The sequence below is a fragment of the Paenibacillus gyeongsangnamensis genome (genome assembly GCF_027533625.1).
GTDB lineage: Bacteria > Bacillota > Bacilli > Paenibacillales > NBRC-103111 > Paenibacillus_G > Paenibacillus_G gyeongsangnamensis.
In genome coordinates this window covers 65,281-81,309 of the sequence record NZ_JAQAGZ010000009.1, presented here as the reverse complement: position 1 = coordinate 81,309, position 16,029 = coordinate 65,281, and the positions used below count along the sequence as shown (strand labels likewise).

Here is a 16,029-nt window from a genome sequence, read left to right as displayed (position 1 = left end):
TTCCCATGTTTCTTTAGTGCAAACCGCGAGCATTATGATCCGTAACCATTCGTGCCCTCTCCAGTTCGGACAACATTCTGTCGGGCGAGACGGGCCTCAAAATGTCTCCGTCAATTGCCCTGTCGTTTATTCTGCCCTGCAATTTGTCAGCTAATTTTTTCCTCCAGACTTGAGCTTTTGCCGGAAGTTTTGTGGAAAGATCAGAAATTTCATCAGGATCATCAGCTACATGGAACAACAGCTGCGCGTCGTCTTCCTCATACCAAATATATTTCCAGCATCCATCTGAGAGCATAAATGAACGTTTTCCGATTGGACCAAATTCGCCAAGTATGGCGTCGCGCACTTTTGCCGAAGGTTCCTTCAGCAACGGGAGCAGGCTCTTGCCATCAAGACCATTTGGTGCCGCTACCCCGGCAATTTCAAGGCAGGTCGGCATAATGTCCTGAAGCCCAACCACGGAGTGGCTGGTAATTCCCGGCACCCAATTTTCGGCAACGGCCCGATCCAGGTTTCCTCTCGGCGGTGGTGTGATGATAAGCGGAATGTTGCAAGCTCCCCGCAAAAAGTTGGACTTGGACCATAGTTGATGATCTCCCATGCAATCGCCGTGGTCCGAAGCAAATATAAACCACGTGTTATCCAGCATACCTTCTTCCCTCAAGGTACCGATAATGCGGTTAATTTGGCGGTCTACCTGAGTAATTAAAGCGTAGAATGCCCGATAAGCGAGATCGGTTTGTTTTTCGGTCGTTTGATCGCCAAACCATTGAGCCAAATTATATTGATGAAACAATGGATGATTGCCCACCCAGTCTCCTTTGACCGGTTTTGGCATGCTGTCCCGATCGTACAAATACAAGTCGTTCAAAAGCGGGGCTAAGGGGGGATGCGGCGCTGTAAAAGAAGACCACAGGAACAACGGCCTTGTCCAATCCCTGTTTTTGATCGCTTTGCAGGTTTCCAGCCCTATCCATTCCGTAGGATGCAAGCGGTCGGGCAAATGCCAGGGAGTAACGGCATACTCATTATTGGCCAAACCGTGTCCGAATGCTTGTCCCGGATACCCTTGCTCGGCCAACCATTGCTCATAATCGTCCAATCCTTTGTTTTCGTTATTCGCCTGACCAATGATTCGACCTTCTTCGCAAATAAGCATGCTTTCAAAGCCGTAATGGCATCTTTCCGGATATACGTGCATTTTGCCGACGGCCTTCGTTTGGTAACCCGCTTGATTTAACAACCGGGGAAGTGTGTCTTCAACCGGAATTTCAAATCCTTCTTTATAAGTTGTAATCCCCAAGCTGTGGCCTTCCAAGCCAGTCATGATTGTTGCGCGTGCCGGAATGCACACGGGCTGCGTCGAAATGGCTTGGGTAAATCGGCCCCCTCTCTTCGCCAGAAAATCCAAGTGAGGCGTTTGAATAATCGGATTCCCGGCACAGCCCATCAGGTCGGCCCGCATTTGATCGGTTGTTATAAGTACAATGTTCGGAACACTCATCCTGCGACTCCTTTCACTTCTAACACCCTTACTTATACATATCTTTGATTTTCGGCATGACCTTGCTGATCACATCATCTACACCATTGCCGTCGGTAACCAATTGTATCATAGAGGTCGATTCTTTCATGGCATTATCGAACTTCGGATTTGCAGTCGGCAGTGCGGAAGCCGTTTTCATTTGTTCGTTAAAAGTCTTTGCGTATTGATCTTCGTTCATTTCAGGCAAAGCTGCAATCGATTTCCGGGCGGACAAAACACCGTTGGATTTGTGATACATGGTCATTGCATCTTTAGAAACAAGCCACTTTACGAATGTTGCCGCAGCTTCTTTTTGCTTTGAATCTTTGGAAATCAGCAATTGGTGCTCCGTAAATATGGTTTCACTTTTTCCTGTCTTATTAACGGGAATTACAGTGACGCCCCATTCTTTGTCGAACGCTTCGCCTTTGCCGCTGGCATCCCGGAATATGTTTCTGGCAAAGTCCCCGTCGATCGTCATCCCCAAAGTTCCGTTTCCGAACAGCGCCCGCAAGTCTTTGATATCCCCGCCCTTTGGAGATACATTGCTGGAAATCAGCGTCCGGTACATATCGAGCGTATCTTTAAGCGCGGAGCCTTGATCGAACACAACAGCACCTTTATCATCGACAAATTTGCCGCCGAAAGACATGACATGGCTAAGCAAAAAGTTTCCCGTATTGGAGCTCGAAGAAGAACTTAAGCCCAAACCATAGATCGGCTTGCCCTGTTCATCCGTCTTAAGAGCGGTGATTTTTTTTGCCATTTCCAGCATCTCCGCATACGTTTTCGGCGGCTGCTCGGGGTCCAAACCGGCTTTTTTAAACAAAGTTTTGTTCCAGAAGAAGGAATTCGGATGCGGGGTCCAAGGCATCGCCATCAGCTTGCCGTTGTATGTAACGCCTTGTTTGCTTCCCTCTATGATGTCGCCCACAATATCTGGACCCAGCAGGGAATCGAGCGGCTCGGCAATCCCGGCGCCTGCAAAAGCCGAAGTGTAATTCTGATTGGACTGCATAACGTCGGGGGCATTACCTCCCATCGACATAACTAGCACCTGGTCTTTAAATTGATTGAACGGAATGCCGACGGATTTGATCTTAATATTGGGATTTTCCTTTTCGAATTCGGTCACGAGATTCGTAAATATATTTTTGGTCGCATCCTCTACCGAAAGCCAGTTAGTAAATGTGATTTCAACCACGCCCGAACCTTTTGCACTGCTGGACGCGGTATTTGTTCCGGTTCCTCCGGAACATGCGGCAAGCGTCGTGACTAATGCTGCAAAAGCTGCCAACATAAACGGTTTTTTTGTCATTTTCATATATTTTTCCCCCAAATTCATTTAAAATTGCTATTATTATTGAATTTAAGCCAACTCTTCCTGTTGGGTCACGCGGCGTTGACCGCCTGGCCTCGCTGGGGCAGAAATAATATTCGGCACCGCTTCTCCCGCTTCCTTCATCCGGATTCTAAGCCGTTCCTTCATCACATCCGCAACAACACGATGTGACTCCAGTCCGATTAAATTAGTAAGCTCATAAGGATCCGCTTGCAGATCATATAAGTAGGTCTCCTCATAACTGCTGGAGCCTGCGTCAAGAAATGGATTCTTTTCCGGAGCGGTTACCCCATACTTCCATCGGCGGGTGCGCACGGCGCGGCCTACCTCCGACTCGCTGATTTGTACAAACACTTCCTCCGGCCATGAAACCGTCTCACCTTGCAGCAGCTGTAAGACCGATCGTCCCTGCATATCCGCGGGTACAGGTATGCCGGCCGCCTCCAACAGCGTAGGCGGCAAATCGATCAGGCTGACCAGCTCTTTAAGCTGGCGTCCTCCGAAAAAGCCCGGCCCCGTAATGGCGGTAGGCACTCGAAGGGAGGCGTCGTGTACGGAGCGCTTATATTCGGCGTTTCGCGTTTTGAAATGGCATCCGTGATCAGAAGTAAAGAGCACAATCGTATTCGAATCCAGATGAAGCGACTTTAAGCTATCCAGCAGCCGCCCGAGCGCTTCATCCAACCGTTTTACCATCCCATAATATCCGGCGATATGCTGATGGGCCGATCCCCCCATCGCCGCCAAATCCGGCGGAAGCCATGCGCCCGTATACATCTCCCGGTATCCATCCGGCGCCGGGTAGTCATCAAGGTGGTTTTGATGATGTGGTTCGAGATACGAAAGGAACAAATAAAACGGTTCCTCTTGATGACCGTCGATATAACGGATCGCGGCATCCGTAATCGCGTCGACTCTGTAACCGGGAAGCTTGACCGGCTCGTTTTCATTATTGTACATCACAGTATTGTAAGCATCGGACGTAAACTCCAGAACGTCGGAGGCCAGCCAATATTCATATCCTCCGCGGCGCGGTTCAGTTACCGGTTCTTCTTTCGCAAGATGCCATTTGCCGATATATCCCGTTTGATAACCCGCCTCCCGGAAATAATGCGCCAACGTCTTCGACTGTTCCGGCAAATGGATGCCGTTGACGAAACAGCCTGTAGTTGTGGCGTATTTACCGGTTTGCAAACAGGATCGCGCCGGACCACAGACCGGTTGGCATGTAAATGAATGAGTGAGATGAGTTCCCTGCAATGCCATTCGATCAAAATTTGGCATCAACCGCAGCGGATTCCCGTGCAAACCCGACGTATCCCAACGCTGCTGATCCGTGAAAAAAACAATAACGTTGGGGCGCTTTTGATGATCTTTTTCCATCTTATTTCCTCCTTATCTCGAATATTATTCCTTCACCCCTCCGGCCGTCAAACCCTCCACCATATATCGCTGCAGGAACATAAACGCAATCAAAAGCGGAAAAGTCGCAGTTGCAGCGGCAGCGGTAGCTCCCGACCAGTTGTACGAAAACTCGCCTAAATAGGTGAGAGACAAGCCGGGACTGAGCGTTCTTTTGCTTATATCGCTGACCAACGTTAGGCCGAACAGGAAATCGTCCCAAGCGATAAGAAATGTATAAATGGCGATCGCCATAATGCCAGGCTTGGACAGCGGGACAATGATCGAAAACAGCGTTTTAAAACGCGAGGCGCCGTCTATCTCCGCTGCCTCCTCCAACTCCCGCGAAATGCCGTTAAAAAACGTCCTCATCAGCATAATGCTGAACGGCAGGGCTGTCGTCGTCGTAGCCAGAATCAGCACATACAACGTATTGAGCAAATGGAGAGCTCGATATTGCGAGTATAAACCGATGACTAACGTTACCGTCGGAAACATTTGTGCAGACAAAAATACTAACGTAATCAGATTGCTGCCCTTGAAACGAAACCGCGACAATGCATACCCTGCAAATATGGAGACGAAAATGCACAATACGGTAGCTCCAAGGGCAACGAACAACGTATTTTTATAAAAGGTAAGAAAAACAGAAGAACTCAATATGCTGATATAGCTGGCCAACGAAATATGGACGGGCCACCATTTCGGGGGCAGCTGCATCAATTCGCTGTTGGTGTGCAGCGATGTGACGATAATCCAGTAAACGGGAAACATGAAAAAGAACAGAAGCGCAAAAAGCAAGACATAGGTTAGCCCCTCTTTTTTAATAAAAACCTGTTTAAAAAGACTCATCTGATATCACCTCCTATTAATCCGTGTTTCTATTCATGATACGGGTATAGATTATGGAGAAGCTGAACAGAAGCACAAGCCAAATGACACCGATCGCAGAGCCCTTACCCAGTTCATACTTTGAAAATGCCGTTTCATAGGTCAGGATGGCAAGCGATGAAGTCGCATTGGCCGGCCCCCCGCCGGTTAGCGTAAAAAATAAGGTAAACATCTGAAAGTTGTTGACGACCATAATGAGCGATACACTCGTAATGACCGGCTTCAAGAGCGGGAGCGTCACGTTAGTGAACATGCGCCATCCGCTGGCTCCGTCGATCTTGGCCGCTTCGTATAAGCTCCCCGGAATATTTTGCAAACCCGCCAACAGCATGACGGAGACGAGCGGCGTTTGCCGGAAGACGGCCACAACGACAATGGCGAAGAGCGCCCAATTGATACTGTGCAGCCAATTGATTTTTTCATGAACAATCCCCAAATGATTGAGCGCATAGTTCAATACCCCGTAATCGGGCTGGTAAATCCACATAAAAATAAGCGCTGTAACAATGGTCGGGATCGCCCAGGGAATCATCACGATGCTTCGAAAGAAGCCCCGGAATTTGATGCTTCGGTTCAATATCAAAGCCAAGCTCAAGCCGATCAGCAGATCGATGAGAACCGCATTGACGACATAAAGCAAAGTGATTCTCAAAGAATGATAAAAATCCGGCGATTTCAGAATGGTGATGTAATTGTCCAGGTTGTTCCACTTGTACGTGGCGGACATCAGCGAGTAATCGGTAAAGCTCATGTAAATCGATTTAAACAGCGGACTGATGATCGTTAAGGACATAAGGCAAATAGCCGGTAACAGCAAAAGAACTGCAAAAATTACATTGCGTTGTTGACGTGTCAGCCTGGTTGGCAAAATGCTCACTCCATCCGTTTAACTTTTTAAATGTTATTTATACATTTCTTTAATTTTGGGCATTACCGTTGCGATCGTTTCTTCCGGACTCTTACCGCCATCGGTGATAAGAACGATCATATCCGCAGACTCCTTCATGGCGTTTTCAAATTTCGGATTTGCCGCAGGGAGCAAGGATGCCGTTTTCATTTGTTCGTTAAACACTTTTGCGTAATCGTCCTCGTTCATCTCCGGCAAAGTCGCAATGGATTTACGCGCTGACATCATTCCGTTCGTTTGATGATAAATAAGCATCGCGTCCTTGGAAACCAGGTATTTGACAAATCCCGCGGCGGCTTCTTTATGTTTGCTTTCGTGTGAAATGATAAGCTGATGCTCGGTAAACACCGTTTCGCTTCGTCCCGTTTTGCCGATGGGCATTAGCGTTACGCCCCATTCCCGGTCAAACGATGCCCCTTTACCGCTGGTCGTTCGGAAAACGGTTCGGCCGAACTCGTCGTCTACGACCATTCCCAAAGTCCCGTTTGCGAACATGCCGCGGAGGTCCTTGGCATCTGCTCCTTTCGGAGATACCCTGTTATTGATCATATCCTTCATATAAGCCAATGAATCTTTTAAGCCCGTTCCCTGGTCATAAACGACATTGCCCTTGTCGTCGACAAAATTGGCTCCATAAGATAATGCGGTTCTAAGCAGCATATTACCGGTAAATAAATCCGTTGCAGAGCTTTCGCCGATGCCATAGATCGAATTGCCTTTATCGTCTTTGCCGAGAGCAGCGATTTGTTTGGCCATAGCGATCATTTCATCCCAAGTTTTCGGCGGCTTTTCCGGATCCAAGCCGGCCTTCTTGAATAACGTTTTATTCCAAAACAACGCGTATGGATGAGGAGACAACGGCATGGCCATCACTTTCCCGGCGTACGTCACCCCCGCTTTGCTCCGGTCGACAATATCGTTTATAATATCCGGGCCAAGCAAGCCTTCGAGGGGCTCAGCCATCTTAGATCCGACAAATGCTGCGGAAAAGTTCTGATTGGCGATGATTACATCGGGAGGATTTCCCCCGGTCGAATTGGCCAGAACTTCATTCTTAAAGCGGTTGAATGGAACGCCAAACGGTTTAACCTTAATGTTCGGATGCTTTTGTTCAAAATCGGCAATTAATTCGGAGTAAACCTCCTTCGTCGCGTCCTCGGCGGAAATCCAATTGGCAAACGTAATTTCTACAGATGTTGTTCCCGTTCCGGAATCCTTTGCCGGAAGCAATCCGCCCAAGCTGCACGCTGCCATAGTGGACGCCAGGCTTGCTACTGTCATGCCTGTTGCTATTTTTTTCCATATGCTCATTTCACAACACCCTTAATCATGATAGCCACAACGGGAATATAGCTGACATTTTTAATTATAAGAGAAACATTCTCCCCCATTTTTCCGAATATTCGGGAGAATTGTTCATTTTTTCGTAAAATGATGACTTATGTGCAAAATTGGGGAAATCAGTCGAATTATGCGGAGAGCTTTGGAATTGGGGAAGAGGGAAGTTTGTTTTCAACCTGTTTTTACATTGTCAATGCTTTAACCAATAATCAGTTTTGTGTACCGCCGCCTGCTTGTTTAAAATCCATTGGCGTCATCCCCATCACTTTTTTGAACACTTTCGTAAAGTAGCTGCCGTTCGGGTAACCGACTTGTTCGGCCAAGGTGCTTATCTTGCCTCCGGACAAAATCAACTCCTTGGATTTGTCGATCCGGACCTTCGTCAAATAATCGTTGAAGCTTACACCCGTTTCTTTTTTGAAAAGCTCGCTCAAGTACGTTTTATTAAGATGAACCAGATCGGCAACCTGCTGAAGCGAGATATCTTCGGCATAAGCGGTGCACATAAACTCGCAAGCTTTTCGAATCGGTTCGCTATAAAGCGGGCGCAAAGCGGCGATCGCCTCCAGCAACTGACAGACTTTCCCCGTCAACCAGCTTTTTACTTCCCAAAATGAGGTTAGCTGCATCACTTCCTCGTGGGGAAGGCCGGCGTCTAATACCCCTTTGACATCGTTAATGCCCGCTTGCAATTCCCGAATTTTTTGAAGAAGCAAAAACACAATTTCCAAAGACAGCGTCTTGACATCCTTCTCGGATACATGCATATGTTTTTCAATTTCATCTATAATGTTCAAAACCGACATCTCCACATGGCGGAAGTCACCCCGCTCGAGATAATGCGAAAGCCCGGAAAGTATGGAGTGAAGGTCCATGTCGTTAACTTTAAGATACATATTGTGGACATCCTGAAACCAGACGATACTGCGTCTTCCGAAAAATTGCTTCTGGCTGAGCGCTTCATACGCTTCCTCGTATTGCTTGCCGAACATCGATAGGTCGTTGTACGGAAGGCTGATGCCGATGGAAGCGGAAACCCCGAGAAAATCGTTCAAATGGTTGGATATCCGATGAGCATATTGCAGCGTAGATTCCCGAACGGATTTGTCACCAATCCGGTACGTATTGACCAGAACGACGTAAAGGTTCCGATCGTAGAGAAAGCCGCATCCGTTGCCAGCTTCATTTTGCAAAGTTTCGTCAATGATATTGATGACCGCCATATCCAGCAGCTCTTTTGTTCGAATTTTGGACGTTTGCAGCGCATTTCGATAATCGTCGATACTCACGATCATGATCGTGAGATGCTCTTTCTTCAGGGGAACGCGAAGCGTATTCATTTTATTTTCAAATTCTTGAACCGCTGAAGGAAGCCCTTTTAACAAATCGGAAAAATAAATGGATCTCAGTGCATATTGGTTCTCATTTAAAGCGCTTTTTAACAAATACATTTCCTGATTGCGCTTACGTTCCAGTTCAATTTCGGACTTGACCTTCTGGAGTGTTTCACGCAGTCCTTCCACGGTCACTTCCGCCTTCAATATATAATCGCTTGCCCCCAGCTTCAGCGCTTCGGATGCAAAATGAAACTCACCGTAAGAGCTTAAAATCAAAGTCCGAACAGAAGGAAATTCCGTTTTCAGTCGTTTGATTAATTCGAGTCCGTCCATCACTGGCATTTTGATGTCGGTAATGACCAGCTCTACGGGTTGGTTTCGGCATATTTCGAGCGCTTCCCGCCCATTTCCACAAACACCCGCTATGCTCATATCGACATTAGTCTTGCGGATCAGAAGGTCAAACCATCTCCGGATTTGCTCTTCATCTTCAACGACTAAGATGTTCATTCCGCTTCAACTCCTCCGCTTTCATAAATACCGGCAGCCTTAAGAGAACGGTTGTACCTCCGAGCTTGGGGCGATATATTTTGACGCAGTAAGGATCGCCGAAATGCAGGGAAATCCGGTGAACCACATTGCGTAAACCGAGACCGTTGACAAATCCCAGAACAGAAGACGTAATCTCCCCTTCTTCGGAACCGTCGTCCCCTTCAATACCGATGCCGTCGTCCGTAATCCGAAACCAGATTTCGCCTTCCTCCATCCAGCCTTTCACAATCACGGAGCCGGAACCCTCCTTCGGTTCAACTCCGTGAAAAATGGCATTTTCCACAATCGGTTGAAACAAAAGCTTTAACGTTTTGTAATGAAGAATTCGGTCGTCGATATCGAATGCAACATGCAGCTTGCCGTTCTGACGAACCGTTTGAATGTAAACGTAATTTTTCAAATTCTCAATTTCCTCACCAATCGGGATGTACTCGCTTTCATCCGTCAATGTCTTTTTCAGCAATTTGACAAGCGCAATAATGATGGAATCGACCTTTTCCACGGATTCCGTTAAGAGCATATATCGGATAGATGCCAGCGTATTGTAAAGAAAATGAGTGTTGATTTGCGATTGCAAAGATTGCAGCTCGGATCTTCGCTTCATCTCTTGCTCCAATAACACCCGATCCCTCAATTCCTCGATTCTTGCCACCATGCGGTTAAATTTTTGAGCCAGTTCACCGATTTCGTCTTCTCCCTTGACATCCGATCTTTCGCTTAGATCGCCCATCTCCACTTTTTTCATACTGTTATAAAGTCGTTTAACCGGTACCGAAAGACGTATGGCAATGAAATAGGATACGATAACGGAGAGCAGCAGCACGATGACGAACACGACCAAATTCAAAAACTGGACTTTATAGATATTGTTTAAAAGCTTATCGAGCGACGTGAATGCAATAATCGTCCAACCCGTTTTGTCGACGGTATGATAGGTTACCAGCATCCTATTATTATCGATTTTGGATATGAAATTTCCCTTATCATTGCGCAAGATTTGCTTGTAATATTCGGTATTGCCTATGTTCTGATGAATTAACGATTTGTCGGGGGCCGAAATGATCGTTCCCTTCCCGTCCACAAGGAAAAGACGATCGTAATCTTGAACCGTGTAAGCGTACTGTTTGTATAGGAAGCTTTCGTTTACGTTTATCATGAGCAATCCAAGCAGCTTGCCGCTTTCGAAATCCTTCAGCACCCGGATCGCCGAAACAAAATGTCCTTCGTCCACCGTAGGAATCAGCTTGGTCGAGGGATCCGATACCCAGACGATCCCTCCGTTTTGCCGGACAGCTTCTTCATACCAGCTTTCCTTTGTCAACGAGTCGATACCGATCCTGCTGCCATCGTAAAACGTATGCAGCTCGAACCCGTTCAATCCGAAGATGGATGTATAATATTCGAGCCAGGTATAAGCATACTTATAATTGATGATAATTTTTGTTAAAAAACGTTTTTTGGCGCTTTCCTCGTATGCTCCCGTTCCCCAATTTCCCATAAGCATGACGCGCAAGTCGTCGTTGGAAAAATAAATGTTGGATATCGCCGACACGTCGGATGCCATAATGTTCAGCTTCTCCGAAATGAGACTAAGCGTCTTTAGATTAGAAGCGCTTGCTTGTTCTTCTATCGTTTGCTTGGATATCGCCAATGAGATATACCCGAAAAAACCTAGGGGAAACACGATAAGCAAAAGAAAAGAAACAAGCATCTTCTGTTGTACGCTGCTTTTATGTATGAGCATTTTGTTTAACATATAATATTGGATCATTCCTTAAGCGATACAAATTCCCAAACAATCAAGCATGCCATATTCTTGGATTGACAAGCGGTTCTTTCCCGAGCTCCGCCCAGAGCTCGTCCGGGTCTGTCTGCAAATCAAAAAGTTCCCTATATGTCTAGTTATAATACCCTATAATTTTATATCGGTCGTTTACATAAGTTTTTTGATGAATCGTTGTCGGTTCATGCCGGAATTCAAACCCTCAATCTTATTGTACATTACTTTATTTCATTTAGGAATAATGATAGACGAATATCAAAATATTTTATTTAATAAAATGAGTAATAAAAAAAATATCCAACAATTCCAGTGTGTTTTATTCATTTTGAAATTATGTTAGTACACTCACATAAAACGTAAAAGGTTTGAAATGCTGGTTTCTCCATAAGTGGTTATAATGCGATAAGCTTCCATTTGACTATTAAAGTGCGACATAAGAGCAATTTTTTGTTACTATAATGGAAATAACGAAAAAAGTAATAAAGCTGGTGAAAAAATGGAGAAAACGGTTTTGGTCGCTGATGACGATCGTGATATTGTAAGGCTAATTTCAGAAAGCTTAAAATTTGAACAATTTAAAGCGATACCGGCTTATTCTGGGAAAGAATCTTTATCGCTTTTGAAAGAAAACAAGATTGATTTTGTCATTCTGGATATTATGATGCCGGAAATGGACGGTTTGGAAGTTTGCAGGAAAATCAGAAGTGAGTACAACATCCCCATTCTGTTGCTAAGCGCACGAAATAGGGATATGGACAAGGTTATCGGGCTGGAAATAGGTGCTGACGATTATATGACCAAACCGTTCAGCATTCAAGAGCTTACCTCGCGGATCAAAGCACATTTTAGAAAGGTTAACCGCTTGTATCAGGAATGGAACAGTTTCTTGAAGGAAAGGGATATTCCAACTTCAAGTTCGCCGCTCGTATTGAATGATAAAACGTTAGAAGCTTTTTTAAATAATCAAAAGTTGGAGTTATCAACAAAAGAATTTCTGATTTTATCTTTTTTGAAAAATCACCCTAATAACGTCCTATCCCGCGAACAAATTTATGATAATGTCTGGGGAGATGAGTACGGAGAATTAAACACGGTTACGGTGCATATCAAGAATATCCGAAAAAAGCTTGGCAGGCAGTACGATTTCATCAAAACCGTCTGGGGTATCGGATACAAATATGTTGAAGATAACGTCTTAACATGAAGCTGAAAACAAGACTTCCTCTATTGTTTCTGCTAATGTTTCTACTCATGTTTCTCCTAATTGCCATCTTTTTTGTTTTATATATTAAATCGTTAGTAGCAGATGAAAAGCACATTTGGCTAGGAAATTTATTTAGTCCTGTTCATTTTCAAATGCTTCTGCTTTTAAGCATTTTAATGGGCTTGATGTTTGTTGTTTTAACCGTATATTTCCACTTCAGCATTACTAAACCGATTCAGATCCTTAATTTAAGATTAACAAAGGTAAATATAAGGCACTCCCGAACCCCTTTGCAATCAAGAAGGAAAGATGAAATCGGTGAATTATATAATCACTTCAATGAGATGGAAGAAAGACTTTATCAGGCGCATAGGGAACAGGTTGATATGATCACAGCCATCGCTCATGATTTGAAGACTCCATTGACGACTATAACAGGTTTTTTGGAGTTACTCTCCTTACAGAAAAATCTAACCGAAAGTGAGAAACAGGAATATTATGAGCTGATTATCAAAAAATCAAAACACATGGTGGAGCTGATCGACGCTTTCTCCATGTTTACAAAGAACGAGCTTATGCTGGAAACCATTGATATGAAACCAGTGGAAGCGCATAGATTTTTTAAAAATATTGCATCTGAATATGAAACTGAATTATCTGCAAGCACGGTCCTATGCGCCATTTTGGCCAGAAACCGCCTATAGAAAATACGGGGGCGCAGCAATCATGACCATGAAACCAGGACTCCGCAAGTTCGCGCTCACCGCGCATGTCACTTCCTCTGTCGGCTGGCTTGGCACAGTCATTGCATACTTGGCTCTCGCAATCGCCACCCAGACCTGCCAGGATACCCAAACGGTACGTGCCTGCTGGATCGCGATGGAGCTGACCGGCTGGTACGTCATCGTACCATTGGCTCTCGCCTCACTACTAACCGGGCTTGTCATGTCTCTTGGCACTCCATGGGGCTTGTTCCGGCACTATTGGGTTCTTTTCAAACTCCTGCTAACTATCCTTTCCACCATCGTCTTGCTGTTGCATATGTCGTTAGTGAGCTCCCTAGCTGGCGTTGCAACAAAAACGAATTCTGCAGATCTTGGCAGGCTGCCAAGTGAACTGTTCCACCCCGGGGCCGGCTTACTTGTGTTGCTCGTGATCGTGATACTATCGGTATACAAGCCGCGAGGAATGACCAGGTACGGGTGGCGTAAACAGCAGGAGCAGTGTAAGGTATCAAAGCAGTAATAAAACACTCATTCAAGTGATAAAGAAGGCAATTGTAAGAACATTACCGCCGAAGAACTCAGGCAGCTCCCTTTCGAGCGTTAAAATAAACCGCTGTGCGGGAATGTTGCCATGAATTTAGTATCCGGTCACGACGATTTTTCATGACGGAACCGATCATTCTAATAGGTGTCGTTTGGCTGAAAAGTTAATCGAAAAATGAAAAAAAGCCGCGTAAAGCGGCTTTGGACATGTTTAGTTAATTATTCGTCTTGCTCCCGCATAATGTACATCATAGTAGGGTGTGCCAAAGTAGGTGCTGATTTTTACTTCTCTGGTTCCCATGGTACCCGCCTGAAGAACCTTATTATTCCCAAGGTAGATTGCTACATGGGAAATGCCGCTTGTATAAGTATCTTGTAAAAATACAAGGTCTCCTTTACGAAGATCACTTTTAGCAACAGGTGTCCCCAATTGGCTCAACATGGATGACGAATGTGGAAGGTTAAATCCATTTTGGTTAAAAGCATATTGTACAAATCCGGAGCAGTCAAAAGCAACATAAGGGGTATCACCACCAAAGACATATGGCGTCCCAAGCTGCTTCATCCCCGTAGCAATAATGGCATCCGCTTTGGCTTCCCAGCTTTGTTTTTGAGAAGCGGAGCCAGGTAATTGGATAACTAAACCGGCATAGATGTTTTGCGGATTTACTTGTGGATTTGCTGACATAAGATCCGCAAGATTAACATTGAGCTTTTGTGAAATAGTCCAAAATGTGTCGGAATCTGTGGCTACGTATTGATTGGAAGGCGCTGCGGAAGCGGTTCCTCCTACTAAGAGAGTCGTTGCGAGTACGGTAGAAATTATAACCTTCTTCATTCCATTCCTCCTAGAATGTGTTAGTGATGGTACATTATAATTCTACCAAAGATGAATAAATACAGAAAACATGTAAAGTATGGAAATAGAATCGGGACGTAAAAACAATGAAGGAGTCACTCCTGTGACCCCAGAAATTCTATTTTTTGTAAAAAAAAAGCTGCCGTGGCAGCTTCTTTAAATGTTGCAATCTTAATATTTCCATAAATATCAATAAATTTACGCCTTTGTAATAGCTCGTGAAGAAAAAAAAATGCTAATATTACTCAATAAATGGCGTGTGTTCAATTATCCTTCATAATTTGTGAATACAAATCATCACTCAAAATTCGACGAGCAGTAACATAACGATTCGCATAATAAGATTGACTCATCTTGTCAATTCTTACACCATCATCGGCTGCATGAGCAAAGAAACCATTTCCCACGTAAATCCCTGAATGGGAAATTCCTTTCCCGAAAGTATGGTAGAATACTAAGTCGCCAGGCCTTAAATCGTTCTGAGAAACCCAAGTTCCTTCTTGTGCTTGTTCTTTAGATGACCTAGAAAGTTCAACGCCGAAGCTGTTAAAAACATATCTAAGAAATCCGGAGCAATCAAACCCTGTTGGTGTAGTACCGCCCCATTTATAAGGTGTACCTACAAGACCATTTATCGTTTGACTTAAAGGGGTTTCTGCAAAGACACTGCCGACTTGAAAACTAAAAAACATGAATAATGCAAATAAAAACAAAGATGCCTTTTTCAAAACTTTACTCCTTCCACTGCCTACGAGGTTAGCTGGAGGGTTAGGTTGAAGGTTCCCTATGATCACTTTATTGCGAGATCATTTCACCCGGAATGGTTCCCCCGTTTTCCATACGGAAATTCGGCAAATATGTATTTATTAATACAAATTATTTTTCTATATTCCAAATTTCGACATTAACTCTATTAATCCTTCCGTGTCACAAAGTGTTCACTTTTTGAGATCACGTAATAATCACAAAATCTTCTAAATAGTGAACAAACAAATGGACTAATGAAGAACGAGGCCTCATTTTTTGCCTAAAACTACTTTAGAGAGAAAGAGGACTCAAGTAATCTTATAAGCTTATCCAAGACATGCTCCTGTTTGGGATCAACCAGAACGGGAAACTACTAACAACGATAGGTCTGATGGCTAAATCCATACTCACATGGGAATCACAGTCAACACAGGAGCAACCGCTAGCGCTTCAATAATTTTTTGCGAAGCAAGCCCTGCCCCTACTTCTTCAATTTCCCTTAGGACACTTCGATTTGTACGTTGCCAGGACATAAAGAAGCCGGTATGAACGCTTCCATCCAAGTTTCAAAATGATATTTAAATAAATTACTCCACCAAGGTGTGTTTTTATTTCGAAACTGATTTTCGGTTTTATGACTTTACAAAAACCGTTTAAATCGAAGTGTAATACTCGATCACCGCTTGTCCTTGCTCACGGGAGTGAGAGCTGGATTACTTCATGCCTCCGACGGAGCTTGCAGCTCCACACCGGCGCTTTCGGCGTTGATCCGGACCAGTCCGGCATCCATTTCATTAATAAAGGAAAGCATGTGCCCTTGGAAGAACGCCATAGAACGGACGGAAGACGGACGAATCTTTATACAATCTTTA

General features: G+C 44.7%; 13 protein-coding genes, 2 pseudogenes and 1 riboswitch. Of the genes and pseudogenes, 2 read left to right on the top strand and 13 right to left on the bottom strand.

The features are described from left to right. Positions 1-13: 13 nt before the first annotated feature. The 9 genes and pseudogenes from O9H85_RS15015 to O9H85_RS14975 all read right to left on the bottom strand — a co-directional run. A complete protein-coding gene (locus O9H85_RS15015) occupies positions 14-1,504 on the bottom strand; it encodes a sulfatase-like hydrolase/transferase (protein ID WP_269882242.1) in 1,491 nt (496 codons plus the stop codon). A gap of 28 nt (positions 1,505-1,532) precedes the next feature. Next, positions 1,533-2,849 (bottom strand): ABC transporter substrate-binding protein, encoded by a 1,317-nt coding sequence (locus tag O9H85_RS15010; RefSeq protein WP_269882241.1) that lies wholly within the window; start codon positions 2,847-2,849, stop codon positions 1,533-1,535. A gap of 45 nt (positions 2,850-2,894) precedes the next feature. Then, entirely contained in the window at positions 2,895-4,250 is a 1,356-nt protein-coding gene (locus tag O9H85_RS15005; RefSeq protein ID WP_269882240.1) for a sulfatase-like hydrolase/transferase, read from the bottom strand. 24 nt (positions 4,251-4,274) lie between these two features. Further along, the gene (locus tag O9H85_RS15000) at positions 4,275-5,120 is read right to left on the bottom strand and encodes a carbohydrate ABC transporter permease (protein ID WP_269882239.1); all 846 of its coding nucleotides are present in this window, start codon (positions 5,118-5,120) and stop codon (positions 4,275-4,277) included. A 16-nt stretch (positions 5,121-5,136) separates the two neighbouring features. Then, positions 5,137-5,952, bottom strand: coding sequence for a carbohydrate ABC transporter permease (locus O9H85_RS14995; RefSeq protein WP_269882238.1), 816 nt, complete (start codon positions 5,950-5,952; stop codon positions 5,137-5,139). Between the two features lie 108 nt (positions 5,953-6,060). After that, positions 6,061-7,377 carry an ABC transporter substrate-binding protein gene (locus O9H85_RS14990; RefSeq protein WP_269882237.1) on the bottom strand — a complete coding sequence of 439 codons (1,317 nt, stop codon included), beginning with the start codon at positions 7,375-7,377 and terminating at the stop codon, positions 6,061-6,063. Positions 7,378-7,616: 239 nt separating this feature from the next. Then, positions 7,617-9,254, bottom strand: coding sequence for a response regulator (locus O9H85_RS14985; RefSeq protein WP_269882236.1), 1,638 nt, complete (start codon positions 9,252-9,254; stop codon positions 7,617-7,619). Beyond that, positions 9,235-10,947, bottom strand: coding sequence for a cache domain-containing sensor histidine kinase (locus O9H85_RS14980; RefSeq protein WP_269882235.1), 1,713 nt, complete (start codon positions 10,945-10,947; stop codon positions 9,235-9,237). Before O9H85_RS14980 ends, O9H85_RS14985 begins: the two co-directional genes overlap by 20 nt. Before the next feature lie 148 nt (positions 10,948-11,095). Next, a pseudogene (locus O9H85_RS14975) lies at positions 11,096-11,275 on the bottom strand (sulfatase); the annotation flags it as partial. Positions 11,276-11,575: 300 nt separating this feature from the next. On the opposite strand from O9H85_RS14975, the gene O9H85_RS14970 reads away from it, so the two are divergent. Next, positions 11,576-12,283, top strand: coding sequence for a response regulator transcription factor (locus O9H85_RS14970; RefSeq protein ID WP_269882234.1), 708 nt, complete (start codon positions 11,576-11,578; stop codon positions 12,281-12,283). Further along, entirely contained in the window at positions 12,280-12,987 is a 708-nt protein-coding gene (locus tag O9H85_RS14965; protein ID WP_269882233.1) for a HAMP domain-containing sensor histidine kinase, read from the top strand. The genes O9H85_RS14970 and O9H85_RS14965 overlap by 4 nt, the downstream gene beginning before the upstream one ends. On the opposite strand, the gene O9H85_RS14960 is transcribed toward O9H85_RS14965, so the two are convergent. The 4 genes and pseudogenes from O9H85_RS14960 to O9H85_RS14945 form a co-directional block, all read right to left on the bottom strand. Further along, positions 12,982-13,230: a hypothetical protein gene (locus O9H85_RS14960; protein WP_269882232.1), complete on the bottom strand. Its 249-nt coding sequence runs from the start codon at positions 13,228-13,230 to the stop codon at positions 12,982-12,984. The genes O9H85_RS14965 and O9H85_RS14960 overlap by 6 nt on opposite strands. A 532-nt stretch (positions 13,231-13,762) precedes the next feature. Beyond that, positions 13,763-14,389, bottom strand: coding sequence for a C40 family peptidase (locus O9H85_RS14955; protein WP_269882231.1), 627 nt, complete (start codon positions 14,387-14,389; stop codon positions 13,763-13,765). Between the two features lie 284 nt (positions 14,390-14,673). Next, a complete protein-coding gene (locus tag O9H85_RS14950) occupies positions 14,674-15,138 on the bottom strand; it encodes a C40 family peptidase (protein WP_269882230.1) in 465 nt (154 codons plus the stop codon). A gap of 2 nt (positions 15,139-15,140) precedes the next feature. Further along, positions 15,141-15,274, bottom strand: a riboswitch (cyclic di-AMP (ydaO/yuaA leader). Between the two features lie 536 nt (positions 15,275-15,810). Next, positions 15,811-15,974 (bottom strand): annotated as a pseudogene (locus O9H85_RS14945) (aldehyde dehydrogenase family protein); the annotation flags it as partial. Between the last annotated feature and the right edge of the window lie 55 nt (positions 15,975-16,029).

What these genes read in the sequence shown, in the direction of transcription:
- O9H85_RS15015 (WP_269882242.1), bottom strand. Translation starts at nt 1,504, where the DNA reads ATGAGTGTTCCGAACATTGTACTTATAACAACCGATCAAATGCGGGCC.
- O9H85_RS15010 (WP_269882241.1), bottom strand. Translation starts at nt 2,849, where the DNA reads ATGAAAATGACAAAAAAACCGTTTATGTTGGCAGCTTTTGCAGCATTA.
- O9H85_RS15005 (WP_269882240.1), bottom strand. Translation starts at nt 4,250, where the DNA reads ATGGAAAAAGATCATCAAAAGCGCCCCAACGTTATTGTTTTTTTCACG.
- O9H85_RS15000 (WP_269882239.1), bottom strand. Translation starts at nt 5,120, where the DNA reads ATGAGTCTTTTTAAACAGGTTTTTATTAAAAAAGAGGGGCTAACCTAT.
- O9H85_RS14995 (WP_269882238.1), bottom strand. Translation starts at nt 5,952, where the DNA reads ATGTCCTTAACGATCATCAGTCCGCTGTTTAAATCGATTTACATGAGC.
- O9H85_RS14990 (WP_269882237.1), bottom strand. Translation starts at nt 7,377, where the DNA reads ATGAGCATATGGAAAAAAATAGCAACAGGCATGACAGTAGCAAGCCTG.
- O9H85_RS14985 (WP_269882236.1), bottom strand. Translation starts at nt 9,254, where the DNA reads ATGAACATCTTAGTCGTTGAAGATGAAGAGCAAATCCGGAGATGGTTT.
- O9H85_RS14970 (WP_269882234.1), top strand. Translation starts at nt 11,576, where the DNA reads ATGGAGAAAACGGTTTTGGTCGCTGATGACGATCGTGATATTGTAAGG.
- O9H85_RS14965 (WP_269882233.1), top strand. Translation starts at nt 12,280, where the DNA reads ATGAAGCTGAAAACAAGACTTCCTCTATTGTTTCTGCTAATGTTTCTA.
- O9H85_RS14960 (WP_269882232.1), bottom strand. Translation starts at nt 13,230, where the DNA reads ATGACAAGCCCGGTTAGTAGTGAGGCGAGAGCCAATGGTACGATGACG.
- O9H85_RS14955 (WP_269882231.1), bottom strand. Translation starts at nt 14,389, where the DNA reads ATGAAGAAGGTTATAATTTCTACCGTACTCGCAACGACTCTCTTAGTA.